This is a genomic window from Candidatus Zixiibacteriota bacterium, from assembly GCA_035574315.1.
Taxonomy (GTDB): Bacteria; Desulfobacterota; Binatia; order UBA9968; family UBA9968; genus DATLYW01.
In genome coordinates, this window is the sequence record DATLYW010000013.1 from 25,007 (window position 1) to 47,095 (window position 22,089).

The 22,089-nt window shown below is 60.1% G+C and carries 22 protein-coding genes; 16 read left to right on the top strand and 6 right to left on the bottom strand.

The features are described from left to right. Positions 1 to 77 precede the first annotated feature (77 nt). Entirely contained in the window at positions 78 to 1,010 is a 933-nt protein-coding gene (locus VNN77_03730; protein HXG50501.1) for an SDR family oxidoreductase, read from the top strand. A gap of 152 nt (positions 1,011 to 1,162) precedes the next feature. Further along, a complete protein-coding gene (locus VNN77_03735; protein HXG50502.1) occupies positions 1,163 to 2,410 on the top strand; it encodes a nucleotide sugar dehydrogenase in 1,248 nt (415 codons plus the stop codon). Between the two features lie 190 nt (positions 2,411 to 2,600). Here VNN77_03735 and VNN77_03740 read toward each other — a convergent pair whose 3' ends face one another. Then, a complete protein-coding gene (locus VNN77_03740; GenBank protein HXG50503.1) occupies positions 2,601 to 2,891 on the bottom strand; it encodes a hypothetical protein in 291 nt (96 codons plus the stop codon). 321 nt (positions 2,892 to 3,212) lie between these two features. On the opposite strand from VNN77_03740, the gene VNN77_03745 reads away from it, so the two are divergent. Continuing rightward, positions 3,213 to 4,730, top strand: a complete 1,518-nt coding sequence (locus VNN77_03745; protein HXG50504.1) for a sigma-54 dependent transcriptional regulator — start codon at positions 3,213 to 3,215, stop codon at positions 4,728 to 4,730. Positions 4,731 to 4,832: 102 nt separating this feature from the next. On the opposite strand, the gene VNN77_03750 is transcribed toward VNN77_03745, so the two are convergent. From VNN77_03750 to VNN77_03770, 5 genes are all read right to left on the bottom strand, one after another. After that, positions 4,833 to 5,174 (bottom strand): hypothetical protein, encoded by a 342-nt coding sequence (locus tag VNN77_03750; GenBank protein ID HXG50505.1) that lies wholly within the window; start codon positions 5,172 to 5,174, stop codon positions 4,833 to 4,835. Between the two features lie 47 nt (positions 5,175 to 5,221). Next, a complete protein-coding gene (locus VNN77_03755; GenBank protein HXG50506.1) occupies positions 5,222 to 6,595 on the bottom strand; it encodes a GGDEF domain-containing phosphodiesterase in 1,374 nt (457 codons plus the stop codon). Between the two features lie 384 nt (positions 6,596 to 6,979). Then, on the bottom strand, positions 6,980 to 8,533 hold the full coding sequence (locus VNN77_03760; protein ID HXG50507.1) for a hypothetical protein: 1,554 nt from the start codon (positions 8,531 to 8,533) through the stop codon (positions 6,980 to 6,982). Between the two features lie 44 nt (positions 8,534 to 8,577). Further along, positions 8,578 to 9,765, bottom strand: a complete 1,188-nt coding sequence (locus VNN77_03765) for a HAMP domain-containing sensor histidine kinase (protein ID HXG50508.1) — start codon at positions 9,763 to 9,765, stop codon at positions 8,578 to 8,580. Positions 9,766 to 9,768: 3 nt separating this feature from the next. Further along, on the bottom strand, positions 9,769 to 10,725 hold the full coding sequence (locus tag VNN77_03770) for a diguanylate cyclase (protein ID HXG50509.1): 957 nt from the start codon (positions 10,723 to 10,725) through the stop codon (positions 9,769 to 9,771). A 403-nt stretch (positions 10,726 to 11,128) separates the two neighbouring features. On the opposite strand from VNN77_03770, the gene VNN77_03775 reads away from it, so the two are divergent. The 13 genes from VNN77_03775 (at position 11,129) to VNN77_03835 (ending at position 21,999) form a co-directional block, all read left to right on the top strand. Continuing rightward, positions 11,129 to 11,389, top strand: a complete 261-nt coding sequence (locus VNN77_03775) for a hypothetical protein (protein HXG50510.1) — start codon at positions 11,129 to 11,131, stop codon at positions 11,387 to 11,389. A 66-nt stretch (positions 11,390 to 11,455) separates the two neighbouring features. Further along, positions 11,456 to 11,644 (top strand): Flp family type IVb pilin, encoded by a 189-nt coding sequence (locus VNN77_03780; GenBank protein HXG50511.1) that lies wholly within the window; start codon positions 11,456 to 11,458, stop codon positions 11,642 to 11,644. Positions 11,645 to 11,839: 195 nt separating this feature from the next. Beyond that, entirely contained in the window at positions 11,840 to 12,376 is a 537-nt protein-coding gene (locus tag VNN77_03785) for an A24 family peptidase (GenBank protein HXG50512.1), read from the top strand. Positions 12,377 to 12,459: 83 nt separating this feature from the next. After that, entirely contained in the window at positions 12,460 to 13,281 is an 822-nt protein-coding gene (gene cpaB, locus VNN77_03790) for a Flp pilus assembly protein CpaB (protein HXG50513.1), read from the top strand. Between the two features lie 16 nt (positions 13,282 to 13,297). Continuing rightward, the gene (locus VNN77_03795) at positions 13,298 to 14,821 is read left to right on the top strand and encodes a pilus assembly protein N-terminal domain-containing protein (protein ID HXG50514.1); all 1,524 of its coding nucleotides are present in this window, start codon (positions 13,298 to 13,300) and stop codon (positions 14,819 to 14,821) included. 93 nt (positions 14,822 to 14,914) lie between these two features. Continuing rightward, positions 14,915 to 16,087, top strand: a complete 1,173-nt coding sequence (locus VNN77_03800; GenBank protein ID HXG50515.1) for an AAA family ATPase — start codon at positions 14,915 to 14,917, stop codon at positions 16,085 to 16,087. Between the two features lie 85 nt (positions 16,088 to 16,172). Beyond that, positions 16,173 to 17,507: a CpaF family protein gene (locus VNN77_03805; protein ID HXG50516.1), complete on the top strand. Its 1,335-nt coding sequence runs from the start codon at positions 16,173 to 16,175 to the stop codon at positions 17,505 to 17,507. Then, positions 17,504 to 18,478, top strand: a complete 975-nt coding sequence (locus VNN77_03810; protein ID HXG50517.1) for a type II secretion system F family protein — start codon at positions 17,504 to 17,506, stop codon at positions 18,476 to 18,478. Before VNN77_03805 ends, VNN77_03810 begins: the two co-directional genes overlap by 4 nt. Before the next feature lie 15 nt (positions 18,479 to 18,493). Further along, positions 18,494 to 19,420, top strand: a complete 927-nt coding sequence (locus tag VNN77_03815) for a type II secretion system F family protein (protein HXG50518.1) — start codon at positions 18,494 to 18,496, stop codon at positions 19,418 to 19,420. 14 nt (positions 19,421 to 19,434) lie between these two features. After that, positions 19,435 to 19,833, top strand: coding sequence for a DUF192 domain-containing protein (locus VNN77_03820; GenBank protein ID HXG50519.1), 399 nt, complete (start codon positions 19,435 to 19,437; stop codon positions 19,831 to 19,833). A 71-nt stretch (positions 19,834 to 19,904) separates the two neighbouring features. After that, positions 19,905 to 20,420, top strand: a complete 516-nt coding sequence (locus tag VNN77_03825) for a TadE/TadG family type IV pilus assembly protein (GenBank protein ID HXG50520.1) — start codon at positions 19,905 to 19,907, stop codon at positions 20,418 to 20,420. A gap of 21 nt (positions 20,421 to 20,441) precedes the next feature. Then, positions 20,442 to 20,948 carry a TadE/TadG family type IV pilus assembly protein gene (locus VNN77_03830; protein HXG50521.1) on the top strand — a complete coding sequence of 169 codons (507 nt, stop codon included), beginning with the start codon at positions 20,442 to 20,444 and terminating at the stop codon, positions 20,946 to 20,948. 28 nt (positions 20,949 to 20,976) lie between these two features. Continuing rightward, positions 20,977 to 21,999, top strand: a complete 1,023-nt coding sequence (locus tag VNN77_03835; GenBank protein ID HXG50522.1) for a pilus assembly protein TadG-related protein — start codon at positions 20,977 to 20,979, stop codon at positions 21,997 to 21,999. The last annotated feature ends 90 nt before the right edge of the window (positions 22,000 to 22,089 follow it).

The window sequence follows — 22,089 nt, forward strand, 5'->3', positions numbered from 1 at the left end:
TCGAACCTCGAGCTTTGAACGAATGCCATTCGCAATCCGCAATTGATCACTGTCACCACTGAAAGGAAGTCCCATCGATGAATCTTGTGACTGGCGGCGCCGGCTTTATCGGCTCGCACGTGGCCGAGCGGCTGGTGCGCCGGGGAGAGCGCGTCCGGGTGCTCGACAATTTCGTGACGGGCAAGAGAGAGTATCTGAACGGTCTTTCGGGTCATCTCGAGCTGATAGAAGGCGACATCTGCGATCTCGACACGCTGCGCAAGGCCATGAAAGGCGTGCGGGTCGTTTACCATCAGGCCGCGCTTCGGTCCGTTCCGTTTTCCGTCGACAATCCGCTCGCCTCCAACGAGGCGAACGTCCGCGGCACCCTCAACGTCCTGGTGGCCGCCCGCGATGCCGGCGTGGAGCGCGTCGTCTACGCGTCTTCCTCGTCGGTTTACGGGGACTCGCCCGTTTTGCCCAAGGAAGAAAGTCAGGCGTGCAAGCCCGTATCGCCCTATGCGGTCTCCAAGCTCGCCGGCGAGAACTACTGTGTGGTTTTCACGAAGATCTACGGCCTGCAAACCGTCTCGCTGCGTTACTTCAACGTCTTCGGGCCGCGCCAGGACCCGGAGTCGCAGTACGCGGCCGTGATTCCGCGCTTCATCACGTGGGCCTTTCGCGACGAGCCCCTGCAGGTGCACGGCGACGGCCTCCAGAGCCGGGATTTCACCTACATCGACGATGTCGTCGAAGCGAATCTTCTCGCGGCGCGGGCATCCGACTGCGGCGAAGGCGTGTTCAACATCGCTCAGGGAAAGGCGCATTCGCTGCTCGATCTGATCGCGATTCTCGAGCGGCTTCTGGGAAAACGGTTGAAAGTCGTTCACACGGCCAGCCGACCCGGCGATGTGCGGCGGACCCTCGCCGACATCTCGCGCGCCAGGCGATACCTGGGCTACGAGCCCGGCACGGATTTCGAAACCGGGCTGGTGAAAACGGTCGACTACTTGAGGAGGCATGGTCTATGAACAGGATCGGCGACGGGATCGATGCGGCGGAAGCGGCGGCAGAGGCGCGGGGCATCGAACCGGCGAAGAGCTGGCACGGGCCGGGCGCAACCGAAGACAGCGAACAAAGGCTGCTCGAGAAGATCGTGAACCGCACTGCCAGGGTCGGCGTCATGGGGCTCGGCTACGTCGGTCTGCCTCTGGCGGTCGAGATGGCGAAGTGCGGCTTCGACGCGGTCGGGATCGACATCGACGGCGTCAAGGTGGAGTCGGTCAACGCCGGCATCTCCTACGTGCCTGACGTTCCCAGCGAGGAGCTCCTCCCGCTGGCGGCCGGCGGGAGGATCCGCGCGACGCAATCGCTGGCGGTGGTGGAGCGCCTGGACGCGCTCAGCATCTGCGTTCCGACGCCGTTGAGAAAATCCAAAGAGCCGGATCTTTCGTTCGTCACCGCGGCGGCCGAAGCCGTGCGCAATCATCTGAAGCGCGGGCAGCTGATCATCCTCGAGAGCACGACCTACCCGGGCACGACGCGCGACCTGGTTCTGCCGATTCTGGAGAAGTCCGGCCTTCGGGTCGGCCGCGACTTCTTTCTGGCGTTTTCGCCGGAACGGGTCGATCCGGGGAACAAGAAGTTCACGACGCGCAACATCCCCAAAGTGGTCGGCGGGGTGACGGAGGCGTGCACGCGGCTGGCCCGCGCGTATTACTCCCAGTTCATCGAAACGATCGTTCCCGTCTCGTCACCGGAAGTCGCCGAGATGGTAAAACTGCTGGAAAATACCTTTCGCAGCGTCAACATCGCCATGGCCAACGAGATGGCGATGCTCTGTCGCCGCCTCGACATCAACGTGTGGGAAGTCATCGAGGCAGCGAAGACCAAGCCCTTCGGATTCATGGCCTTCTATCCCGGGCCGGGCCTCGGCGGTCACTGCATCCCGGTGGACCCGTACTATCTCACCTGGAAATCCAGGATGAACGGGTTCGAGGCTCGGTTGATCGAGCTGGCGGGGATGATCAACAGCGAGATGCCGAGCTTCGTCGTGGGACGCATCGCCGACGCGCTCAACGAACAGCGGAAGAGCTTGAAGGGTTCGAAAATTCTCGGCGTCGGCGTCGCGTACAAACGGGACACGAACGATGTTCGCGAGTCACCGGCGCTGGACGTCCTGGAGAAGCTTCGCCAGAAAGGCGCGGTGATCCATTACTCCGACCCGTACGTGCCGAGCCTGAAGTTCCACGGAGAGACGTTGCAATCGAGCCCGATCGAGCCCGAGTTCCTGAGGGCCATGGATTGCGTCGTGATCCTGACGGACCACAGCTGCTTCGACTACCGGTTGCTGGTCGAGTGCAGCCCGATTCTCGTAGACAGCCGGAACGCAACCAAGAATTTCTCCGGGCCGAATATCGTTCCGGTGTGAGACCGTCTTAGGCGGTCGTTCAAACCATTCAACCGCTTCGCTCCGTCCCGCCAGAAGGGCGACAGGAAACGCAAGAGTCGGACTCCAGACGCAGGATGCGGCCTTGGAACGGGCCGCAGAGGCGCGTGCCAATGCGGAGAGCAGTTCACGGTCGGAAACCGGAAACTGGAAACCGCCCGAGAGGGCGCGTTTACCCGGGCCGCCGGCGCCGGCGCAGGTACATGTGAATCCAGAGGTCGTAAAGCGTGTCCGACTGGAAAGTTTCTTTCAGTCGAGCGCCGGCCGGGGTGGCATAGGTTATTTCGGCGCCCGCTGCGGTCCAGGAAATGCGAAAATCGCCGGCGCGCCTGCGGTCGAGAAAATCTCCGATGACGCGCAGTCGTTGAGAAAAATCGTACGCGTCCGGCATGAGGTTCTTCGTCCCGCGACGTGAATAACCCGCCGCATCAAGCAGCTCCAGCTCCCCCGTGCTGAATTCCAAGAGGGCGCCCGCGGTTGGCGTTCGCGGCCTCCTCTGCGGGAGACGAAACGGGAGGGCGTCCCGTTGCCGGCGCTTCGGCGCCGGGTCGAGGGTCACGGAAAAGCGGTCGCCGGCTTTTTCCACCGTGATGGACCGGAACTCACGACGTTCGAGCTGCTGGCCCAAAGTCCTGAGGAGGCGGGCATGATCGGGATTGATGGGGCCCATCGACGCTCGTTTTGCCGAGCCGATCGCGAGGGGTCCGGGCGCGTTGTGTGACGCGATTCTGCACAACGGCGCGAGTGATGTCAATTGGAAATTTTCTCGGTCGAGGGTTGTCGCATGGCTTCGCTGGAAAGCTCCGAAGGTCTTAGCCGAGATCCGACGGGTTTCGGTCTGCGGGAAGCACGGTCGCCCGGGCGATTTGGCGGGGGCGAGGATCGGGGAGCGCATATCCTCATTGCCGACGCGGAAGCTTCGTCGGCGCGGCAGCTGGAGCGACTTTTCGCCCAGGGAGGTTTCCGGGTGACGTGCGTCGCCAGCGGCGAAGCGACGCTGGAGGCTTTGAAGACCTGGGACGTCGATCTGCTCCTCGTGGATCTGGATCTCCCCGGACTCGGCGGGTTGGATCTCATGCGGCGCGTCCGCGAGTCTTATGCCGACGTGCCGGTGGTGATCATCAGCAGTTCCGCGGGCGTGGCGAAGAGTGCCGAGGCTTTGCGGCTCGGAGCGAGCGATTTCATCGTCAAACCGTTCAGTGCTGCCGCGATCCGGGAGTCCCTGGACAGCGTGCTCGAGAGCACGCGGGTCTTCATGGAAATCCGCCGCCTGCGGCGGGAGCTCAAGAATCCGTGGGAACTCGGGGGGCTGCTGAGCAAGAGCGTCGAGATGCGTCAGGCCTTCGACACGTTGCGCCGGGTGGCCGCAACGGATATGACCGTCGTCCTGAACGGCGAAAGCGGGGCCGGGGAAGAGCTCCTGGCAACCGCGCTTCACTGTCGGGGTGAGCGGCGCGACGGTCCCTTCGTCGTCGTCAACTGCGCGGGGTTCCCTGACGCGCTTCTCGAAAGGGAGCTGTTCGGTTACGAGGATGGCGCTTTTCCCGGAGCCGATCACGCCCGCCCGGGGAAGATCGAGCTGGCTTCCGGGGGCACGCTTTTCCTGAACGAGATCGACGCCGTCCCTCTCTCGGTCCAGGCAAAGCTCCTGGTAGCGTTGCAGAACCGCAAGGTTCAGCGACTGGCCGCAAAGGGGGACATTTCAACCGACTTCAGACTGGTCGTGGCGAGCCGTACGCCTCTTCTCGAGCTGGTCGAGAAAGGGCGCATGAGGCGGGATTTCTACTACCAGGTGAACGTCGTCTCGATCTCCCTGGCGCCCCTGCGGAATCGAGTCGAAGACATTCCGCTGATCGTGAGCGATTTCATCTGCCGCCATCCGGAGGCGAGGCGCAAGGGTATCGCCGGGATCTCGGCCGCCGCGCTGAAGGTCTTGATGGAGTACCATTGGCCGGGCAACCTCCAGGAGCTGCGCAACGTGCTGGAGCGGTCCGTGGTGATGGCGCGCGGAACGACCATCGACGAGGTCGAGATCTACGGCGATCCTGCGCCGCGCGGGAGCCGGCCGCTCGAGATCGCCGAGGACGCACCTCTAAACCGTTGGCTCAGGGAGCAGGAGAAGCTTTACCTGATCTCGCGACTGAGGGCGATGAGGGGGAGAATCAACCTGACCGCCAAGAGCTGCGGCATCGATGTGAAATCGCTTTACCGTAAAATGCGGTTCCACGGGATCGAAAAAAACGCCTTCAAGCCCGCCGCCGCCCGCGGGCAAGCTCGCGGCAAGGCACCCGGGTCGGATTAGCCCGCCTACCTGTCTCCCTCGGGATTTCCCGCCTTTGTCACGCCGGCGCTCGTCGATCAGCGAGCGCCGGCGCCGACCGCAAGCAGCCGAAACCCCGGACGATTACTCGCCGTAATCTCTCTTGACCTGCGTCGGAGTAATCAGCCAGGCGCCGGTACAGGAGCGGCGCGCGGTTTCGCCGATGTCCCTGCCGTAGGTGCCGCCGTCATAGTGGCCGTGAACGTCGTAGGTGGCGACGTAGGCTACGGCGCCGGTAGCCTGGGTGCCCACGCAAGTTGCGAGCTTGAGCGGGAAGTGCAGGATCGAGAGGATGATGCTCCCGAAGTAAAACGCCCCGTCGTCCTCCTGAAGCTCGGACTGGGCCCCCAGCGCGCCGGAGCCTGCGAAGGGGAGGATGAGTATCAGGGCCGCCAGAACCGCCGCGATCGTGTTTCGCTTCAACATTGTCTCTCCTCGTATCGCCTCGTGGTCCCCAGGGTGGAACGGGGCAATTATCCGGCCATTCCGGTCTTGATGTCAAGAGACCGGGTGGCGGGCTTTCTGGAGCCCGCTGCTTTGCCGTTGAGAGAGGGCGGAACGAGCTTTTCCGCCGTTAGTTTCTTGCCGAGCTTCATCAACCTGACCACGTCCTGAGCGGGGACGGGCCGGCTGAAGTAATAACCCTGACCGGCGTCGCATCGGAACGATGCGAGCATTTCCTTGGCCTCCAGGGTCTCCACTCCTTCGGCGACGACGCTCAGGCCGAGGTTGTGGCCCAGGTCCACGATCGACCTCACGATCACCGCGTTGTCGCGGTCGCTTTCCATGTTCTGGACGAACGATTTGTCGATCTTCATTCCGGCGACCGGCAGCTTTTTCAGGTGGGCCAGCGACGAGTAGCCGGTGCCGAAGTCGTCGATGGTGAATCGAACGCCCAGGTCGCGCACCGCGCTCAGAGTCCGCATGACGCGCTGCGGGTCGCCCATGATCGCGCTCTCGGTGATTTCCAGCTCGAGGCTCTCCGGCTTGACCCCGACGTCGGCGAGCATCGCCTTGATCTGATCCGGCAGTTCCGCGGCCTCGAGATTCCACATCGAGAGATTGACCGCGACGCTGAGATCGACGCCGGCCTCGTTCCAGGCGCGGCATTGCAGGAGCGCCTGCTGCAGGACCCACAACGTCAGGGGAATAATGAGGCCGGTTCTTTCGGCGACCGGGATGAACTCGTCGGGAGGAATCAGGCCGAGCTGCGGATGCTGCCATCGGCTCAGCACTTCCACGCCGCAAACCAGGCCGGTTTTGAGATCGATCTTGGGCTGGTAGAGGAGGAACAGCTGATCCGCAACGATGGCATGGCGCAGCTCGGCCATGCGCAGCGGCGGCCGCTGCCCGTTGGACTCGCTGCCCGCATAAACCACATAGGTGGTCTTGGTCCGCTTGGCGGCCGAGAGCGCCGCGTCGGCCCGCTGGATGAGCATGTTGGCATTGCTGCTGTGCTCGGGAAACAGGGCGATTCCGACCCGAGGCTCGACCTCGATTCTGAGATCCCCGACGGCAAACGGCTCCGCCAGCCGGTTGAGAAGCTTTCTCGCGACGAGGAGGACATCGTCCGGCCCGGCGACCGACGGAAGCAGCACCGCGAGATCGCCGGAGTCCATCTGGACGATCGTGTCGGATTCGCGCAGGGTGCCGCGCAGGCGGATCCACGCCTCTTCGACGAGCCCTTCCCGCCGGGAGTCGAGAATTCCGGAATCTTCCCCGGCCGTGTCGAAATCGATGAGGAGCAGCCCTACTTGCTTGACGGTGTGCTGTGCGGCCAGAATAGCCTGTCTGACCCGAAGCTGAAAAACGGCGTCCCCGGAAAGATCATTAACGGTGTGAATCATCAAAGGTTACCCGGTCGTGCGCCGATCGATAACAGCACGCGGTTCTTTCCGCGAACAACGTAATCCGTGCGCAGCTTCGCGCCTTCGGGAGCACGCTTTGGCCATTTTGGGAGCAAGGCCCGTGCCAGGGAATATCCGGTAAAGCGTGGTAATCGAAGGCAGGTGTGCACCGTTTCCCGGCCGCAAATGTTTGCGTGAGCCCGTGCCATTGACCGTTTTCGTGCGCCGTCGCTTGTCAATTTGACACTCCTGTCCAGCAGCGGCGGCCGCTGTTCGATTATCGCGTGACGCGGAGCGGGCGCGGCGGTCTGCGGGGAGGTTTTAGATCGACAGTGCACAAAATGGGTCCGATGGGCCCGAGACAACCGCGGAAAAAAGCATTCGTCAGGTCGAATTTTCAGCCTCCGGAAACTGGACTTTTACAGCCGGGTATTTCTGGATGAGGGCGCGGTAGGTCTCGTTGTTACGCACGAAAATGGTGGCAACCCGGTCGGAGTAGATCGGCCGCCAATCCTCCCGAGCGGCCAGCACCGCGGCAAGGGAAGAACGGGTCGGTACGAAAACCCAGCCGATACCATAGTCTTCCGCCGTCTTCTCCCATCCCGGAAGAACCTGTACCATCTTGAGATATTCGCGGCCCATTTTTTCCCCGTACATGTCCGACCGACCGTCAAAGGAAACTCTGTATTGAGGCCATGCTTTATAAATCAGGTAGTCGCCGTACTCATCATCGTTGAACATACGCCCTGGGATGTGCTCCCGCCTCAAAAACTCGACAGCTTCGGCTGGAAATCGCTTCGCGTCGAAATCGACTTTGAAAGCTCCGGTGGCCACGAGCGTAGCGACGACGGCCAGGCCGGCTCCCGACCAGACATAAGATCGGGTACGCTGTTCGATTCGCTCGAGGTTGCCGGCGCGGGTCTGCCAGAACGCACCGAGCCGCGGTGGAAGCTCGGCGATCGTTCGCCTCGCCAGACGGCACAAAATCGGCGCAGTGACGATGGCCCAAAGCGGAATGTAACGGGCGGAGAACAGGGCCATGTATGTGAAGATGAGAATCAACGCCAGCTCTATCCAATCGAGCCGGGTTTTCGTCCAGGCCAGCAAAGCGACGCACAGCATCAGCAGGTACTTGAACGGCAGCGGGCGATGGAAATTGGGGGACAAGAACTCGGATATGTGATCGAGGATGAATCGATTGGAGGTCAGTTGGAACGGGAAAATCAGCATGTCCCAGCCGCGAGGATTTACGACGGACACGGCGATGCACGCAAGGAGGCAAACGCTGAGCTTTCCGGCCCGTATCCAGTGGCTTTGCGAATCCAGGGGGTCGGTAGCGGCTGCGACGACATTGCACGCCGCGTAGATGCCGAGCAAAACGAGACCCAGGATAAACCCGCCGTGCAGGTTAACCCACAAAAGTGCGACAAGGGGCAAAAGCCCGAGCCTTCCGCGCCCGCCGTACTGAAAACGGTTCAACAGGCGGTACCAGACGACCGTCAATAATAGAGAGAAGACGTGCGGCCGTGCCAGCCAATGGAGGGCGGAGGAAACCGCCGCAAGGTACGTGACCACGAGGGCCAGCAGAGCGTCCGTGCGGTGCTCCCGCAGCATTTTGTACAGGAGCGCAAAGGTGAGCGCGAGGACGAAGGAGAACATAACGACCATACCCGTAAGCCCTGTGGCGGCATGGACGATCGCCATGATCACCTCTGACAGCCATTCGTGGGCCATCCAGGGAAGCGGCGGTTCCCAAAATGAAAAGATGTCGGCTTTGGGGACCGTTCGGCGCGCGAGAATGAACTCACCGGCCCGGATGTGATAACCGGTGTCGCCGTCGCCCAGGAGCCCCGCGCCGTAGCCGAGGCTCAGGAAAACGAAGATGCTGAGGAAAATGGTTTCGGCGACGGAAGGAAGAAGAATTCGGTTTCGGCCCATCGATGCGGGTCTGACCGGGAAAAAAGGATGATCGGAGCCGTGGACTAAACCGCCGCCCGCCCAGACTGCTCCACGGCGCGGCTCTTCTCAGCGCTGCTCAGCCGCAGAGGCATTTTCGGTACGCGCTCCAGGAACCGAAGGAACCGGCTGCGCTTCGAGGACTTGAGCTTGATCGCGCGGGGAATAACCACCGTGAAGGTGCTTCCTTCACCGACCTTGCTTTCGACGGCGATCTTGCCGTTCAGCTGTTCCACGTGTTTCTTGACAATGCTCAGACCCAGGCCGATGCCGCCGCGGGAGTTCTCTGTCGAGGTCTTGTGCGCCTGCGTGAACGGGTCGAAGATCGTCGCAAGGTAGTTCTCGGGGATCCCGATCCCCGTGTCGCGGACCTGCAGCATGACCGAGTTCACGCCGGGGAGGTGTTTAAGCGTCAGCTGCACGGTGCCTCGATCCGTGTACTTCAGAGCGTTTTGCAGCAAATTGCTGACGATTTCCTTGAACCGTTCCGGGTCGTTTTTCAGGTCGGGAACGTCGCGGGCGACCTGCCACTGCAGCTCGAGGCCTTTTTGCTTGCAGAGAAAATCGAACGTCTCCCGCAGGTCCCCGAGCACTTTGTGCACCGAAAACTCCTCGACCCGGAGCGGCTGCTTGTTCGCTTCGAGGCGGGAATAGATCAGGATCTGATCGATCATGTTCTTGAGGTGACTCGCTTGCTTGGTGACGATTTCCAGGATCTCCTGGTGTTTGCCGTCGAGCTTGCCGTAAAGGCCGTCCGTCATGCACTCGATGTAGCCCATGATGACGGCCAGCGGTGTGCGCAGCTCGTGGGAAACTTGATTCAAAAACTCCGACTTCAAGCGAGCCAGGTTCTCGGCTCGTTCCTTTTCCTGCTTTAGCAGCTCGAGAGCCCGCTCCGCCGCCGAAGGCGAAGCCGCCCGTGTGCTCCCGATCGCGAGGCCCATCATGAGGACGCCGAAGATCGCTACTGCACCGTAAATCCACAGTTCGGTATTGGAGGTTAAAAGCCGGAAGTAGTAGAGCGCATAGCTCCCGAGGGCATCGACGACCCGGGACGGATCTGCAATTTGGACCGACGGAGCGATCGAATGCGACAGCCTGATTCCGGACAAATGGGCCGGCGCGGCGGACGGAGCCTGGTGAAAGACAGTCCATGCCCCGAGGGCGACGGTCGCCGCGAGCGCGCCGGCGACGATCGAAATGCGAGAGGCCATGGCTCAGGCGACGGCGGGGGTGCGGCCGCGGAGCTGATTTTTTTCGGGAACGCTCAGCTCGATACGGTCCTTGCCGTTGTGCTTCGCCCGGTAGAGAGCCTGGTCGGCGTCGTCGAGCATCTTGCGCCAGTCCGGGTACTCTTTCGTCGAGGTGGAGGCCAGGCCGATGCTCACGGTCAGATGAAAGGTCGCGTTAGCCGTGCCGTACGAGCTGGCGCGGATTTCTTCATGGATTTTCCTGGCGGCCTGCAGCGCGCTTTCCTGATCGGTCTCGGGCAGGATCAGAACGAATTCCTCGCCGCCGTAGCGCGAAGGGAAATCGCTCTGGCGCGTCCGTTCGCGCAAGATCTCGGCGATTTTCACGAGCGCGGTATCCCCTCCGTGGTGGCCGTAGGTGTCGTTGATGGTCTTGAAGTTATCGATGTCGAGAATCAGAAGGGAGATCGGATGCTGGTAGCGTTTCGACCTCTCGAATTCTTCCTCTATCTTTTTTTCGAAGGCCCGGCGATTGAAAAGACCCGTCAGGGAGTCGACGTGGCTCTGATGCTCGAGATGCTGCTGGTATTGCACCACACGCGTTCCGACCCGTACACGCGCGAGCAGCTCGGAAAAGGAAAACGGTTTGGTGATGTAATCGTCGGCGCCGAGGTCCAGGCCGCGGACCCTGTCGCCCTCCTGGATCCGGGCGGTGATCAAAATCAGATAGATGTTCTTGAAAGCCGGGTTGCTTCGCACCTTATGGATCAGCTCGAAGCCGTCCATTTTGGGCATCATTATATCGGAGAGAATGATCTGGACCGGCTCCTTGGCGAGCCGCTCCAACGCTTCGAGCCCGTTGCTCGCGGTTATAACTTTGTAACCTTCGCGCTGGAGAACGATAGCCAGCAGGTCACGTTGATCTGGATGGTCTTCGATGACGAGAACCGTCAACGGCGTTTTCTCTTTTTGTGCGTCCTGCATTTTTTTCCTTCGAGTCGAAGGCAGCAAACTGGTCGAATGCGCCTTAATTTCGCAATCCGTAGTCTCTGACGCTTGCCTCGTGATTCGTTAAGGCTGACGAAAGCTTGGCAGCAAAAGGCGTACCAAAGAACAAGAGTGCCGTAATAGAGCCAATTCGACAAGAGAACCCTTCGACGTCGCGCTTCGAACCCATCGAATTCACAAAGGTATCGCGTGCTTTCGGAGCTCTGCCCTGGAAGTCAGCCGGATGGGGGTATTCCGGTGTTCGTTCTTTTTTGCACCGAGAACCGAGCGCTTTGTGACACCGGCTGGTAGCCGTGCTGTCAGATTTGTCACGGGTTCAGGGAGCCAGAGGTTGTGGCGGTGCCTAACTCCGCGAAATATATGCGGCCCCCGCGATGGCATGGAAACTGCTGCGGGGGATGGCAAGCTTCACTTCGAGCAGGAAACGCTGGAGACCGACATGAGAAGAAATGAGAGACCGACAACGGGTGAGTCCGGACAAGGTATGGTGGAATACACTTTTATTGTTCTTCTCGTCGTCCTGGTTTTCTGGCTGGGAGTGAAAGACACCGACATAGGAAAGCTTCTTGCCCAGGGTTGGGAAGCGATTACCAGCTGTGCTGCCGCGCCGTTTAGTTGCGGATCCGGGTCCGGAACTTAAGCGGTGGCTCGAGCGTGGCCGGTGTTGAGCGAAGCCCGAGTTTGCGAAAGGAAAGGGGGTGAAAAAATGGAACTTCTGAAGCGCTTGATTCTGGAGGAAGAGGGTCAAGGTCTCGTGGAGTATACCTTGATGGTTCTGCTGGTCGCGCTGGTTTTTTGGGTGGCAATCAGGCAGACGAACATCGGTGACGAGCTGGCGAGCGGCTGGAGTAAGATCTCGAGCTGCGTCGCGGACCCGCAGAATTGCGGGAGCTAGATTTCGCCTCCTGCGCGATTATTGGCCTAAACCCGTGGGGAAGGCAGTTGGCCTTGCCCCACGGCTTATTTTTTGGCGCCGGTGAGGGGGAATGGAAGCAGTTCGGGCAGCCTTCGTGAGCCCCGTTTTTGCGTTGACAACGCCGACCCGTGCAGGTACGATGCGCTCACTTAATAAAAGCGTTTTACCTCAGCCATGGCTGTAGATCTTGCAATCCTTTCAGTGCTGGGGCTGGGGGCGTATTTCGATCTCAAGGAAAGAAGAATACCGAACTGGCTGATCGCTTTTGCGCTGCTTGGCGGACTGATGGTTAACGGTCTAGGCCTAGGCGTCGGGCTCTCTAACAGCCTTTTGGGCTTCGGTGCTGCCATCGTGGTCCTGATCGTGCCGTTCGGGTTGGGCTGGCTGGGCGCCGGCGACGTCAAGCTTCTGGCTGCCGTCGGCTCCATTTTGGGTGTAGCATTCCTCCCCCGCGTGTTTTTCTACTCCGCCCTCGTCGCCGGCGTGGTGGCTCTCTTTTCGGTTCTGGTCGGTGCCGCGAAGATCGGTTCTTTTAGAAACCTGTGGTTGGACCTGAAAGTGGCATGTTTGACGTTGGGCCGGGCCGTTCCACAATCAACGGCGGCCCGAGTGTCAAAGGGTGGATATCCGGTTCCATGGGGAGTGGCTATCGGCGCTGGTACGATTATAGCGTATTACGTCGACTCGAAAGGAAGTTGGGCTGGGTTTTAGCCCGTTTTGGGAGCTTAAGGGAAGCCTGTCGCTGATCTTATGCCGGCCATTTTTGTCACAGATCTTACGGAAGGGGAGCGCTTATGCAAAACAGGCTCAAGATAGCACTGGTCGTGGCCGTCTTCTTCGGTCTTATCGCCGCGTACGGGATCTATAACTTCCTCCGTCAGCAGCGCGAAGCCAGCGAGGCTTTGAAGACCGCTACCCAGGACGTGGTTGTAGCCGGCAAGGATATCGCGGCGGGGAGCACGATCACGGAGGCTATGCTGAAAGACAACACGATCAAGGCGGTCAAGTGGCCGAAGGCATCCGTCCCGGTCGGCTCCTTTTCCGACCCCAAGCAGGTGGTGGGCAAGGTCAACCGGGTGAAAATCCTCGCCAACGAGCCGATACTCGAGTCCCGTCTCGCCGGTGAGGGCGCGGGACTGACGGTTCGACTTGAGCCCGGAAAACGTGCCATGGCGGTCAGGGTCGACGAGATCGTGGGCGTGAGCGGCTTCATCGTTCCGGACGATCGCGTGGACGTGATTTTGACCACTACTCCGATCGGAGGTGGGGATACCAAGGTCTCGAAGATCGTGCTGCAGAACAAGCGGGTACTTTCGGTGGCTCAGAGCACGGAGCAGAAAGACGGCAAGCCGCAGATCGCTCGCTCGATCACGCTCGAGGTGACGCCGGAGGAGGCGGAAAAGCTCTCGCTCGCGTCCCAGGAAGGACAGATCGTGCTCGCGTTGCGAGGTTTGGGTGATGACGCTCTTGCAACGACCACCGGTAGCCGTAAGGGCGATCTGCTGGCGATCGCGGTCGCACGGAAGCCCGCCCCGGGGAAACCCGCAATCGTGCCGCCCGAGAAATACAAGATCGAAGTAATCCATGGGAGTGAACGGAAGGTCGTGGAATTCTAGTTTGAGGGGAGGATTCATGGAGTACCTTGATTCCCTTCGGGGGTGGGTAAGGAGGGCGACCGCAACGATCGCGATGGTGATCGTGCTGGTGGCCACCGCGACGGGGGCGCAGCAACAAGTTGCGCCGACCATCACGGTCACCGTCAACAAATCGATGGTCTTTCGCCTTGCGGCCAAAGCGAAACGGGTTTCGGTTTCGCAACCGCAGGTCGCCGACGTCGTCGTGCTGGCGCCGAATCAACTGCTCATCAACGGAAAGGCCGTCGGGACCACGTCTCTGGTCGTTTTTAACGAGGCCGGGGACGTGGCGAACTACGACCTGATCGTGACCGCCGATATCACGGCCCTCCGGAATCAGTTGCGCGCGGTTTTTCCCGACGAGAAGATCGAGGTTTCCACCTCGGGTCCTGCGATCGTCCTGAAGGGCGAGGTTTCCAACGAAGTGGTCTATGACAAGGTTCTGGAGGTCGTCTCGACCTACCTTCCGCCAAAACCGCCGCCTGCCGTCGCCCCCGTCACCACGATCAATGTCCGCGGGGGAACCCGGCAGAACCGGCCCAACGTCACTGGGTTCGCCCTTGCCGGCGGTGGGCAGATCGCCTTCGAGGAGGAAAGCGCGCTGGACGACGTCGAGCGTTGGGGCAACAAGCGTGGTCTTGCCGGCGTTATCGACCTTCTGACCATCCGCGAGGTGCGGCAGATCGAGCTCGATGTGGTAGTGGCCGAGGTTGCGACGGGAAAGCTCAGGGAGATCGGGTTTGACTTCATCCAAAATACGTCCCGTACGAGCTCGCTGAACCGATTAGGCTCGCAGTCGGGTTTCGGTAGCAATTTGTTCGAGGAGACGGACGAAGCGGGCCGCCTTCTGTTCGGCGCCGCCACGTCCGGTATCTTCACCTACACCAACGGAGCGTATTCTTTGACGGCGCTCTACCGCCTGCTCCAGAACAAGAACGTGACGGAGATCCTGGCGCAACCCAGGCTCGTCATGAAAAACGGCCGGTCCGGCGGATTTCTGGCCGGCGGCGAGTTTCCGGTGGTAGGGCTGGGGGAGGATACTTTCGAGGTCGAATTCAAGCCGTTCGGCGTCAGGCTCGACTTCGTGCCGACGATTACCTGGTCCGATCGCATCGACCTCAGAGTTTTTCCGGAGGTGAGTGAGATCGATCAGACTGTTTCGGTGCAGGGAGTGCCGGGCCTGAAGGTTCGCCGGGCGGTAAACCGTGTCGAGATGAGGGAGGGTGAAAGCCTGGTGATCGCTGGATTGCTCGATCGCCGGATCCTGAAAGATCTCTCGAAATTTCCGATTCTGGGAGACATTCCGATCCTCGGCGCGCTTTTCAGAAGTACGCGTTTTCGGAACCAGGAATCGGAGCTGGTGTTCGTCATCACGCCGAGAATCGTGAGAACGACCAAACCCGGCGAACGGATTCAGCTCCCGTCGATCGAGAAGTACGACGATCCGGACATCCGGCAGGTGCCGGTCCCGGGCTCTCCGGAGCCGAAAAAACCGGCCGGTCGAGGCGCCACGATTCCGTAGGGAGAAACGGAGAGGGACGAATTCGCTGCTCTGACGAAAGCGTAACTGAGAATGAAGCTACCGATCTGTCTCATTGGCGAAGATAGCCTCGCTTTGGCCTCTTTGAAGCAGCAGCTCGAGAAAGAGCCGGCTTTCTTTCTCGAGTCCCGGGTTTACGGCTACGGGGAGGCGCTGGACGCCCTGGCGAGGAAGGCGGGTCCGGTTGTGGCGGTCGTGGACCTGAGCCGCGACGCGGAGCGGGCATTTGCCATCGCCGAAGAGATCAAGCTCCGCATGAGTAACGTTCATCTGGTGCTGACGTCTCCGCAGGCAAGCCCGGAAACGATTCTGCGCGCGATGCGCTCCGGGGCGGAGGAGTTCCTGCCGCAGCCGTTCAACTGGCCGGAGGTCTTCAAGGCCTTCGACACAATCCGCAAGAAGATCGACGCGCACACGGCGAGGACCGGTGATCGCGGACATATCATCGCGATCTCCTCCAACAAAGGGGGCGTGGGTTCCACGACCATCGCGACGAATCTCGCTGCCTGCCTGGTTGCGCGCAAGAAGACGGTTTGTCTCGTCGACCTGGTCCTGCAGTTCGGATCCGTTACGAGCTTTCTGAACCTCGAGGCGTCGTACACGATTCTCGACCTGGTCAAGAATCTCAAACGGATCGATCCTCTTTTCCTCGACGGCTCCCTTGTGAAGCACGCGTCGGGGATTCGTGTCCTGGCCGAGCCCTTCTACGCCGAAGACGCAAGGCGCATCACGCCGGCCGACATCGACGAAATTCTCGACGTCCTGGCACAGTCTTTCGAATACGTCGTCGTCGACACGCCCAAGGAGTTCGACGACATGCTGGCTCTGGTCCTGGACAAGGCCAACCTGATTCTTTTTGCCACGGAAATGGACGTGCCTTCTCTGAAAAGTGCGCACCGGGCGCTCGAGCTGTTCGAGCGGATGGGGATCTACGACAAGAAAATCCGCCTGGTCCTGAACCGGTACGTGAAAAGCAAGCTCATGAGCCTGGAATCGGTCGAGAAGGCCCTTGGAATCAAGGTCTTCTGGACGCTTCCCAACAATTATCCGACCGCCATCGCGGCGGTGAATCAGGGCCTGTCGATTCAGGAATGCGATCCCAAATCGGACATTGCCAGGAGCTATACCGGTTTGGCGGACGCGGTGATCGAGTGCTTCTCGCTCAGCGGACCGTTGCGGCGCGAAGCGGAGGAAAGAAAACCCAAGTTGCTGGAGCGGTGGATCCCGGTGCGCGGCTTGTTGAAGTGATTCTGACGAAAGTACAGGTGGACTTATGAAGAACCCGATTTTCGAGACCGACAAGGAGCGCTGGGAGGGCGATCGGACCGGCGCGATGGACAACCTGAGGTCGCCCGTGAGATCCCTGCAGCCGTCCAATCCGGAATTGATCTTCCAGGACCTGCGGCTTCGGATTCACCGTAAGCTGATCGACACCCTGGATCTCACGAAGCTTTCGAATCTGGAGATGGAGCGGGTGCGCGTGGAGATTCGCCGCATCCTGGAAGACATGGTCATGGCCGAGGCGATTCCCCTGAGCCGGGCAGACCGCGATCGCCTCGTGATGGAAGTGCAGCACGAAGTGTTCGGGTTGGGTCCGCTGGAAACCTTGATGAAGGATCCGGAGATTTCCGACATCCTCGTGAACACGCACAGTCAGGTTTACGTGGAACGCTACGGCAAGCTCGAGAAGACGGACGTTCGTTTCCGCGACGACGCGCATCTCTTGCAAATCATCGAACGGATCGTTACTCGAGTCGGCCGGCGGGTCGACGAGAGCTCTCCGATGGTCGACGCGCGTCTGGCGGACGGTTCGCGCGTCAACGCGATCATTCCGCCGCTTGCGATCGACGGGCCGATCCTGTCGATTCGGCGGTTCGGCGCGGAACGGCTCACGATCAACGACCTGATTCAGTTCAACTCGCTGCCGGCCCAGATCGCCGAGGTCCTGGCGGCTTGCGTCAAATCGCGGCTCAATATTCTGGTTTCGGGCGGGACCGGCGCAGGCAAGACGACCCTGCTGAACTGTCTCTCGAACTTCATTCCGGAGAACGAGCGCATCGTGACCATCGAGGACTCCGCGGAGCTGAAGCTCCAGCAGGAGCACGTGGTCCGTCTGGAGACGAGGCCGGCGAACATCGAAGGGCAGGGTCTGGTGACCCAACGCGACCTGGTCCGGAACGCGCTCCGTATGCGTCCCGACCGAATCGTCGTCGGCGAGGTCCGCGGCGGCGAAGCGCTCGACATGATGCAGGCCATGAACACCGGCCATGACGGCTCGATCAGCACCATTCACGCCAACAGCGCGCGCGACGCGCTGTCGCGCCTGGAGACCATGATGCTCATGGCGGGGATCGCTCTGCCGGAGCGGGCCTTGAGGGAGCAGATCGCGTCGGCGCTCGACATCATCATTCAGCTTTCGCGATTGAGCGACGGCAGCCGCAAGCTCGTGGAGTTCGCCGAAGTGACCGGAATGGAAGGAAACACGATCACGACGCAAACCATATTCAAATTCGAACAGCGGGGCGTGGAAAACGGGAAGATTATCGGTGAGTTCGTTGCGACGGGCGTAATGCCGTCGTTCATAGACCGGCTGGAACGGCATGGGTTCAAGATTCCGAACACTCACTTCCTGCCGGTTTCTCTGACCGGAAAGAAAAGGGCGTTATGAGTCTCTTTCTGATCGCGCTGTTCACGTTCCTCTCGGCCATGTCGCTGATCGTGATCCTTTTCATGCTGCCCATGGCCGTGCAGGATACTCCGCAGGCCAGGATCAGGCGGAGGTTGTCCTCGATCGGGCGGATGGCCCACGCGTCGAAAAGCGAGATCCAGAGCCTTTTGAAAAGCTCGGTCTACAGCGACACGCCGTGGCTCAACGAACTGCTCGGGCGCTTCGCGATCATGCGGAGGATCGATCTCCTGCTCGAAAGAGCCAACGTCGACATGACCCCCATGACTTTCCTGATGTGCTCGGCGGGAGCGTTCGGGGTGACGTTTTTGATGATGGCGATCGTGGGCAAGCCGTTTCTGTTAGGTTTGCTCTTCGCGGTGGTCGCGTTCTTCGTCCCGTACGCTTATCTGCAGTACATTACCTGGAAACGACTGCGATTGTTTCTCGAACAGATGCCCGACGGGCTGGACATGATAAGCCAAAGCCTCCAGGCGGGTCTGGGGCTGACCCAGGCAATGGTTTACGTCGCGAAGGAAATGCCCGATCCGATCGGCACGGAATTCTCGGTTTTCATCGAAGAGGTCAACCTGGGCCTGCCCTTGAACGACGCGCTGAGAAAATTCGAGGAGCGCATAAACCTTCCCGAGGTCCGGCTGTTCAACACGGCGCTTCTGGTACAGCGAGAGGTCGGCGGGAGCCTCGCCGAGCTTCTGACCAAGCTGTCGAACATTATCCGGGACCGCTTCCGGATCGAGCGGTTGATCAAGAGTATAACCGCGCAAAATCGCATGAGCGCCTGGGTGGTGTGCTCGATACCGCCGTTCCTGGCCGTTTTCATGTTCGTCCGGGAGCCGGTGATGATGAACGAGATGCTGGCTCACCCGGTCGGAAGAGGCATGCTCGCGGCCGCGTTGGTCCTGGAGGTTCTGGGAATCCTGGTGTTTCGAAAACTCATCAAGGTTCACATCTAAGAAGCGGGGTCTTCAATGGAAGTACTGATCGCCCTGGGCGTTTTCGGGTTCATCGCCGCGATCGTTTATCTAACCCTGGCATCGCGGGCGCCGGTGGCGGATGAAATCATTCAACAGCGGCTGGAAAACATCCGGGGTCAGGCCAGACCTGCCCCCGTAAAGCTTTACGCGGGCGAGGAAGAAACCTTCTGGGAACGGGTCACGACCTTTTTCTTCGGGAGCCGGGAAATTCCCGAGCGACTGTCTTCGGTCGCGAGAATGCTTCACCAGGCAGGGTACCGCGGGAGCCGTGCCGTGCGGATCTTCTGGGGCCTCCGCATATTTCTTTGCCTGGCGTTCGGTTTCGGCGCGCTACTGGTCGCGGTCCTATCGAACGCTGCTTTCGGGGAAGTGCTGATGCTGGGTGGTATGGGCGCGTTGATCGGTTACGTCCTGCCGCTCATCACGGTGCGCCGCAAGGCCAAGGCCCGAGTGCTAGAAATGCGGGAAACCCTTCCCGACACACTCGATCTGCTCGTGGTTTGCGTGGAGGCCGGTATGGGCGTCGACGCGGCGATCAACCGCGTCGCGCGGGAGCAAACCGGGCAAGGCCTCGCGATCGGAGAAGAATTGCTGCTGGCCGCGCAGGAGATGCAGGCCGGGGCGCCGCGTAAGGAAGCCCTCACCCGTTTGGCGGAACGGTGCGGGGTGGACGAATTTCGGGCCTTGATCACGTTCTTGACGCAGACCGAAGAGCTGGGCGGAAGCATCGCGCGTTCGCTCCGTGTTTACGCGGAAACGATGCGCGACAAACGGAGTCAGGCGGCCGAGGAAGCGGCCCGGAAAACCGTGATCAAGCTGATCTTTCCGCTGGTGTTCTTTATCCTTCCGGCGATTTTTATTCTCGTGCTGGGGCCGGCGGGGCTGCAGATCATGAAAACGTTGGCCAACCCGTTGAGGTAGAGTCGAGGGAGGTCGTGCCGGTAATCAATCTGACCAAGAAGACCTGGCTGGCAACCAAGGTGCGAAAAGCCGATAATTTTCTGACCCGATTGATCGGGCTGCTGAAGCGATCGAATCTGGCGCCGGAAGAGGCTCTCTGGCTGACGCCCAGCAAGGGGATTCACACGATCGGAATGAAGTTCCCGATCGATGTGGTGTTTCTGGATAAATCGAACGTGGTGCTGGCCGTCGTCTCCGGCTTGCTGCCTTATCGCATCAGCGGCGTGTACCTGAGGAGCTACAGCGTTCTCGAGCTGCCGAGCGGGACATTGAAAAAATCGCGAACCGAAGTCGGCGACAAGCTGGAAATATCACTGGTCGAGACCTCCGCGATCGACGATCTCAAGGATACGAGGCTGAGCCATATCGGGTAGCCACTCTGATGAGGAAGATCGCGTCACTCTCGCGAAAAGGGCTGAAATCACGCCTGTTGCCGGTTGGCTCCATGTCTAGAAATCCGTGTTGTTGCGCTGCTGTTCTTTCCAACCGTGGAGATGCGGACCGCGGTGCCAGGAAAGCCAGCAAGGGACAAGCCCTTGTCGAGTTCACGCTCATTTTTATGCTGATGCTAGTTATCGCTTGGATTCCGGCGGACTTCGGCCTGGCGTTCTTCACAGGCCAGCTCATGTCGAATGCCGCCCGGGAAGGAGCGAGGATCGGGTCGGCCATGCCGTCCTTCAACGCCAGCGAGGTCGTGAACGTGACCTGTCAGAGGCTGCCTTCGGCGCTCCTGAGCGATCCGGGCAGCGGAGGTACGAGCTGCATGCCTGTTTCCCGGGCCCGAGTGAGCGTGACGCTGGATAGTAGCGGCGGTACCTGCAATCAGAGGGTGATCGTCAGAGTACAGGGGAACTACAATTTCTTCTTTTACGAGTTGCTGCGCTTTTTCGGCGCATCGGGAAATTTTGACAGCGAAACGCTCACGCGCGAGACGTCGATGCGCTGGGAACACGGGTGCTGAAGCCGCTTGGCGAGGTTTGCTATGCGCCGGTTCTTTAACCTCAAAGGGCAGAGCATTATCGAAATCGCGCTGATGACGCCGCTGATCCTGGTAGCCTTGTACGTTCCGTTCGACTTCGGCGTGGCGATCTTCACCGGGCATCTTACTCAGAACGCCGTGCGCGACGGCGCGCGGGTCGCGTCCGCTACTGACCTGCTCGACGACACCAAGGCACGAACTCTGGCGGCTCAGGTTTACGACAACCTGCCGGAATTGCTGGACCCTGCCGACAGGCAAGTCACGGTGACCTTGTACGGCAACGGTTCGCCGGACTGCTCGAAATTCGTGGAGGTCAGCGCGGAAGGAACTTATAACTTCTTTCTTTACCGGTTGATTGCGCTGCTGGGCTTTACGCCTCCCGACGCAATCACGATCGCCCGGGCGACCCGGATGCGCTACGAATTTCAACCCACGACGAACGGGGGAGCGGGATCCACGCTGACCGCCTGCACGTCAGTGAGCGCAACCGGTACGTATCCGGCCACATAGGCGCCGGTCGGGACTTCGGGGAGGTTCTATGCAGACCGTAAGCAACGAGAGGGGAACGGTGATCGTATTCGTTACGCTGGTCATCGTCTTCCTCCTGATCATGGTCGGGTTAGGTCTGGACACAGGTCAACTCACGTATACTCGAAACCAGGGCCAGGCGGCGGTCGATGCGGCAGCGCTGGCTGCAGTGTCCGCTTTGCCGTCGTGGGACGCGGCTCAGGTTGAAAAACGGGCGGCCGGGTTCAATACGACCAACACCTACGTCGAGAGCGGCACGAACAAGATTGGGAGCGCTAATGTCAGTTACATCGAGTACGATTTCGATAGCAATCAGATCGTAAACTATTCTTCCAACATCGCCACTGCCAATGGAGTGAGAGTCGCCCTGGAAGGGGGAACGTCGATTACCACTCCCGTGTTCCTCACGCCACTGCTGAATCTCTTTGGAATCTCTGCCGCGGGGACAGCGGACGTCAACGTCAGCGCGGTCGCGGTCATCCAGTCGAAGCCAGCGATTCCGATTGCGCTGTGGTCCAGCGTTTGCCCGAATCCCGATGGTAAGATAGAGGAAAGGCAAATAAAGTTTCAGCATCCGACCAAGAGCGGCCAAGGCGAAAACTCCTGCTGGACCACGTTTCTGGATTGCTCCTCTGGGGCTTCCGATATCAAGGCCCTCTTCCAAGTATCCAGGACTTGTTCGGGGCATCCGATCGACGGTGAAATAGACATCGGTACCTACATTTGCCAGAACAGAGGGCAGGTCAACAGTTCTTTGAAGGAAGCCGCGGACTTCTTTACCAAGGAGGCACCAGATTTTCCTAACCGTTGGTGGCTCGTTCCCGTTATCGGTGGGGGCGGCAATTGCGATCCACAGAACCCGACGAAGATCGTGAATTGGGCGAAAATCCGACCGAAGGAGTTCAACGATCAAGGGAGCCCCAAATGGATAAGGGCGGATGTAGTCTGCGGCGAGAAGCTTAACCGTGAAGACATTAAAACTAGCCTGTGCTTCTCCCACAAGCTTGTGCGGGAAGAGAAGAAAGGGTACTGATCCGACCGCGTCTGGGTCGTGTCGAAGGAGTAGAGACAACCGGAGAGGCCGCGGATGGGATGAGCGGCCCTCCGGTTTTTTTTAGTTTTA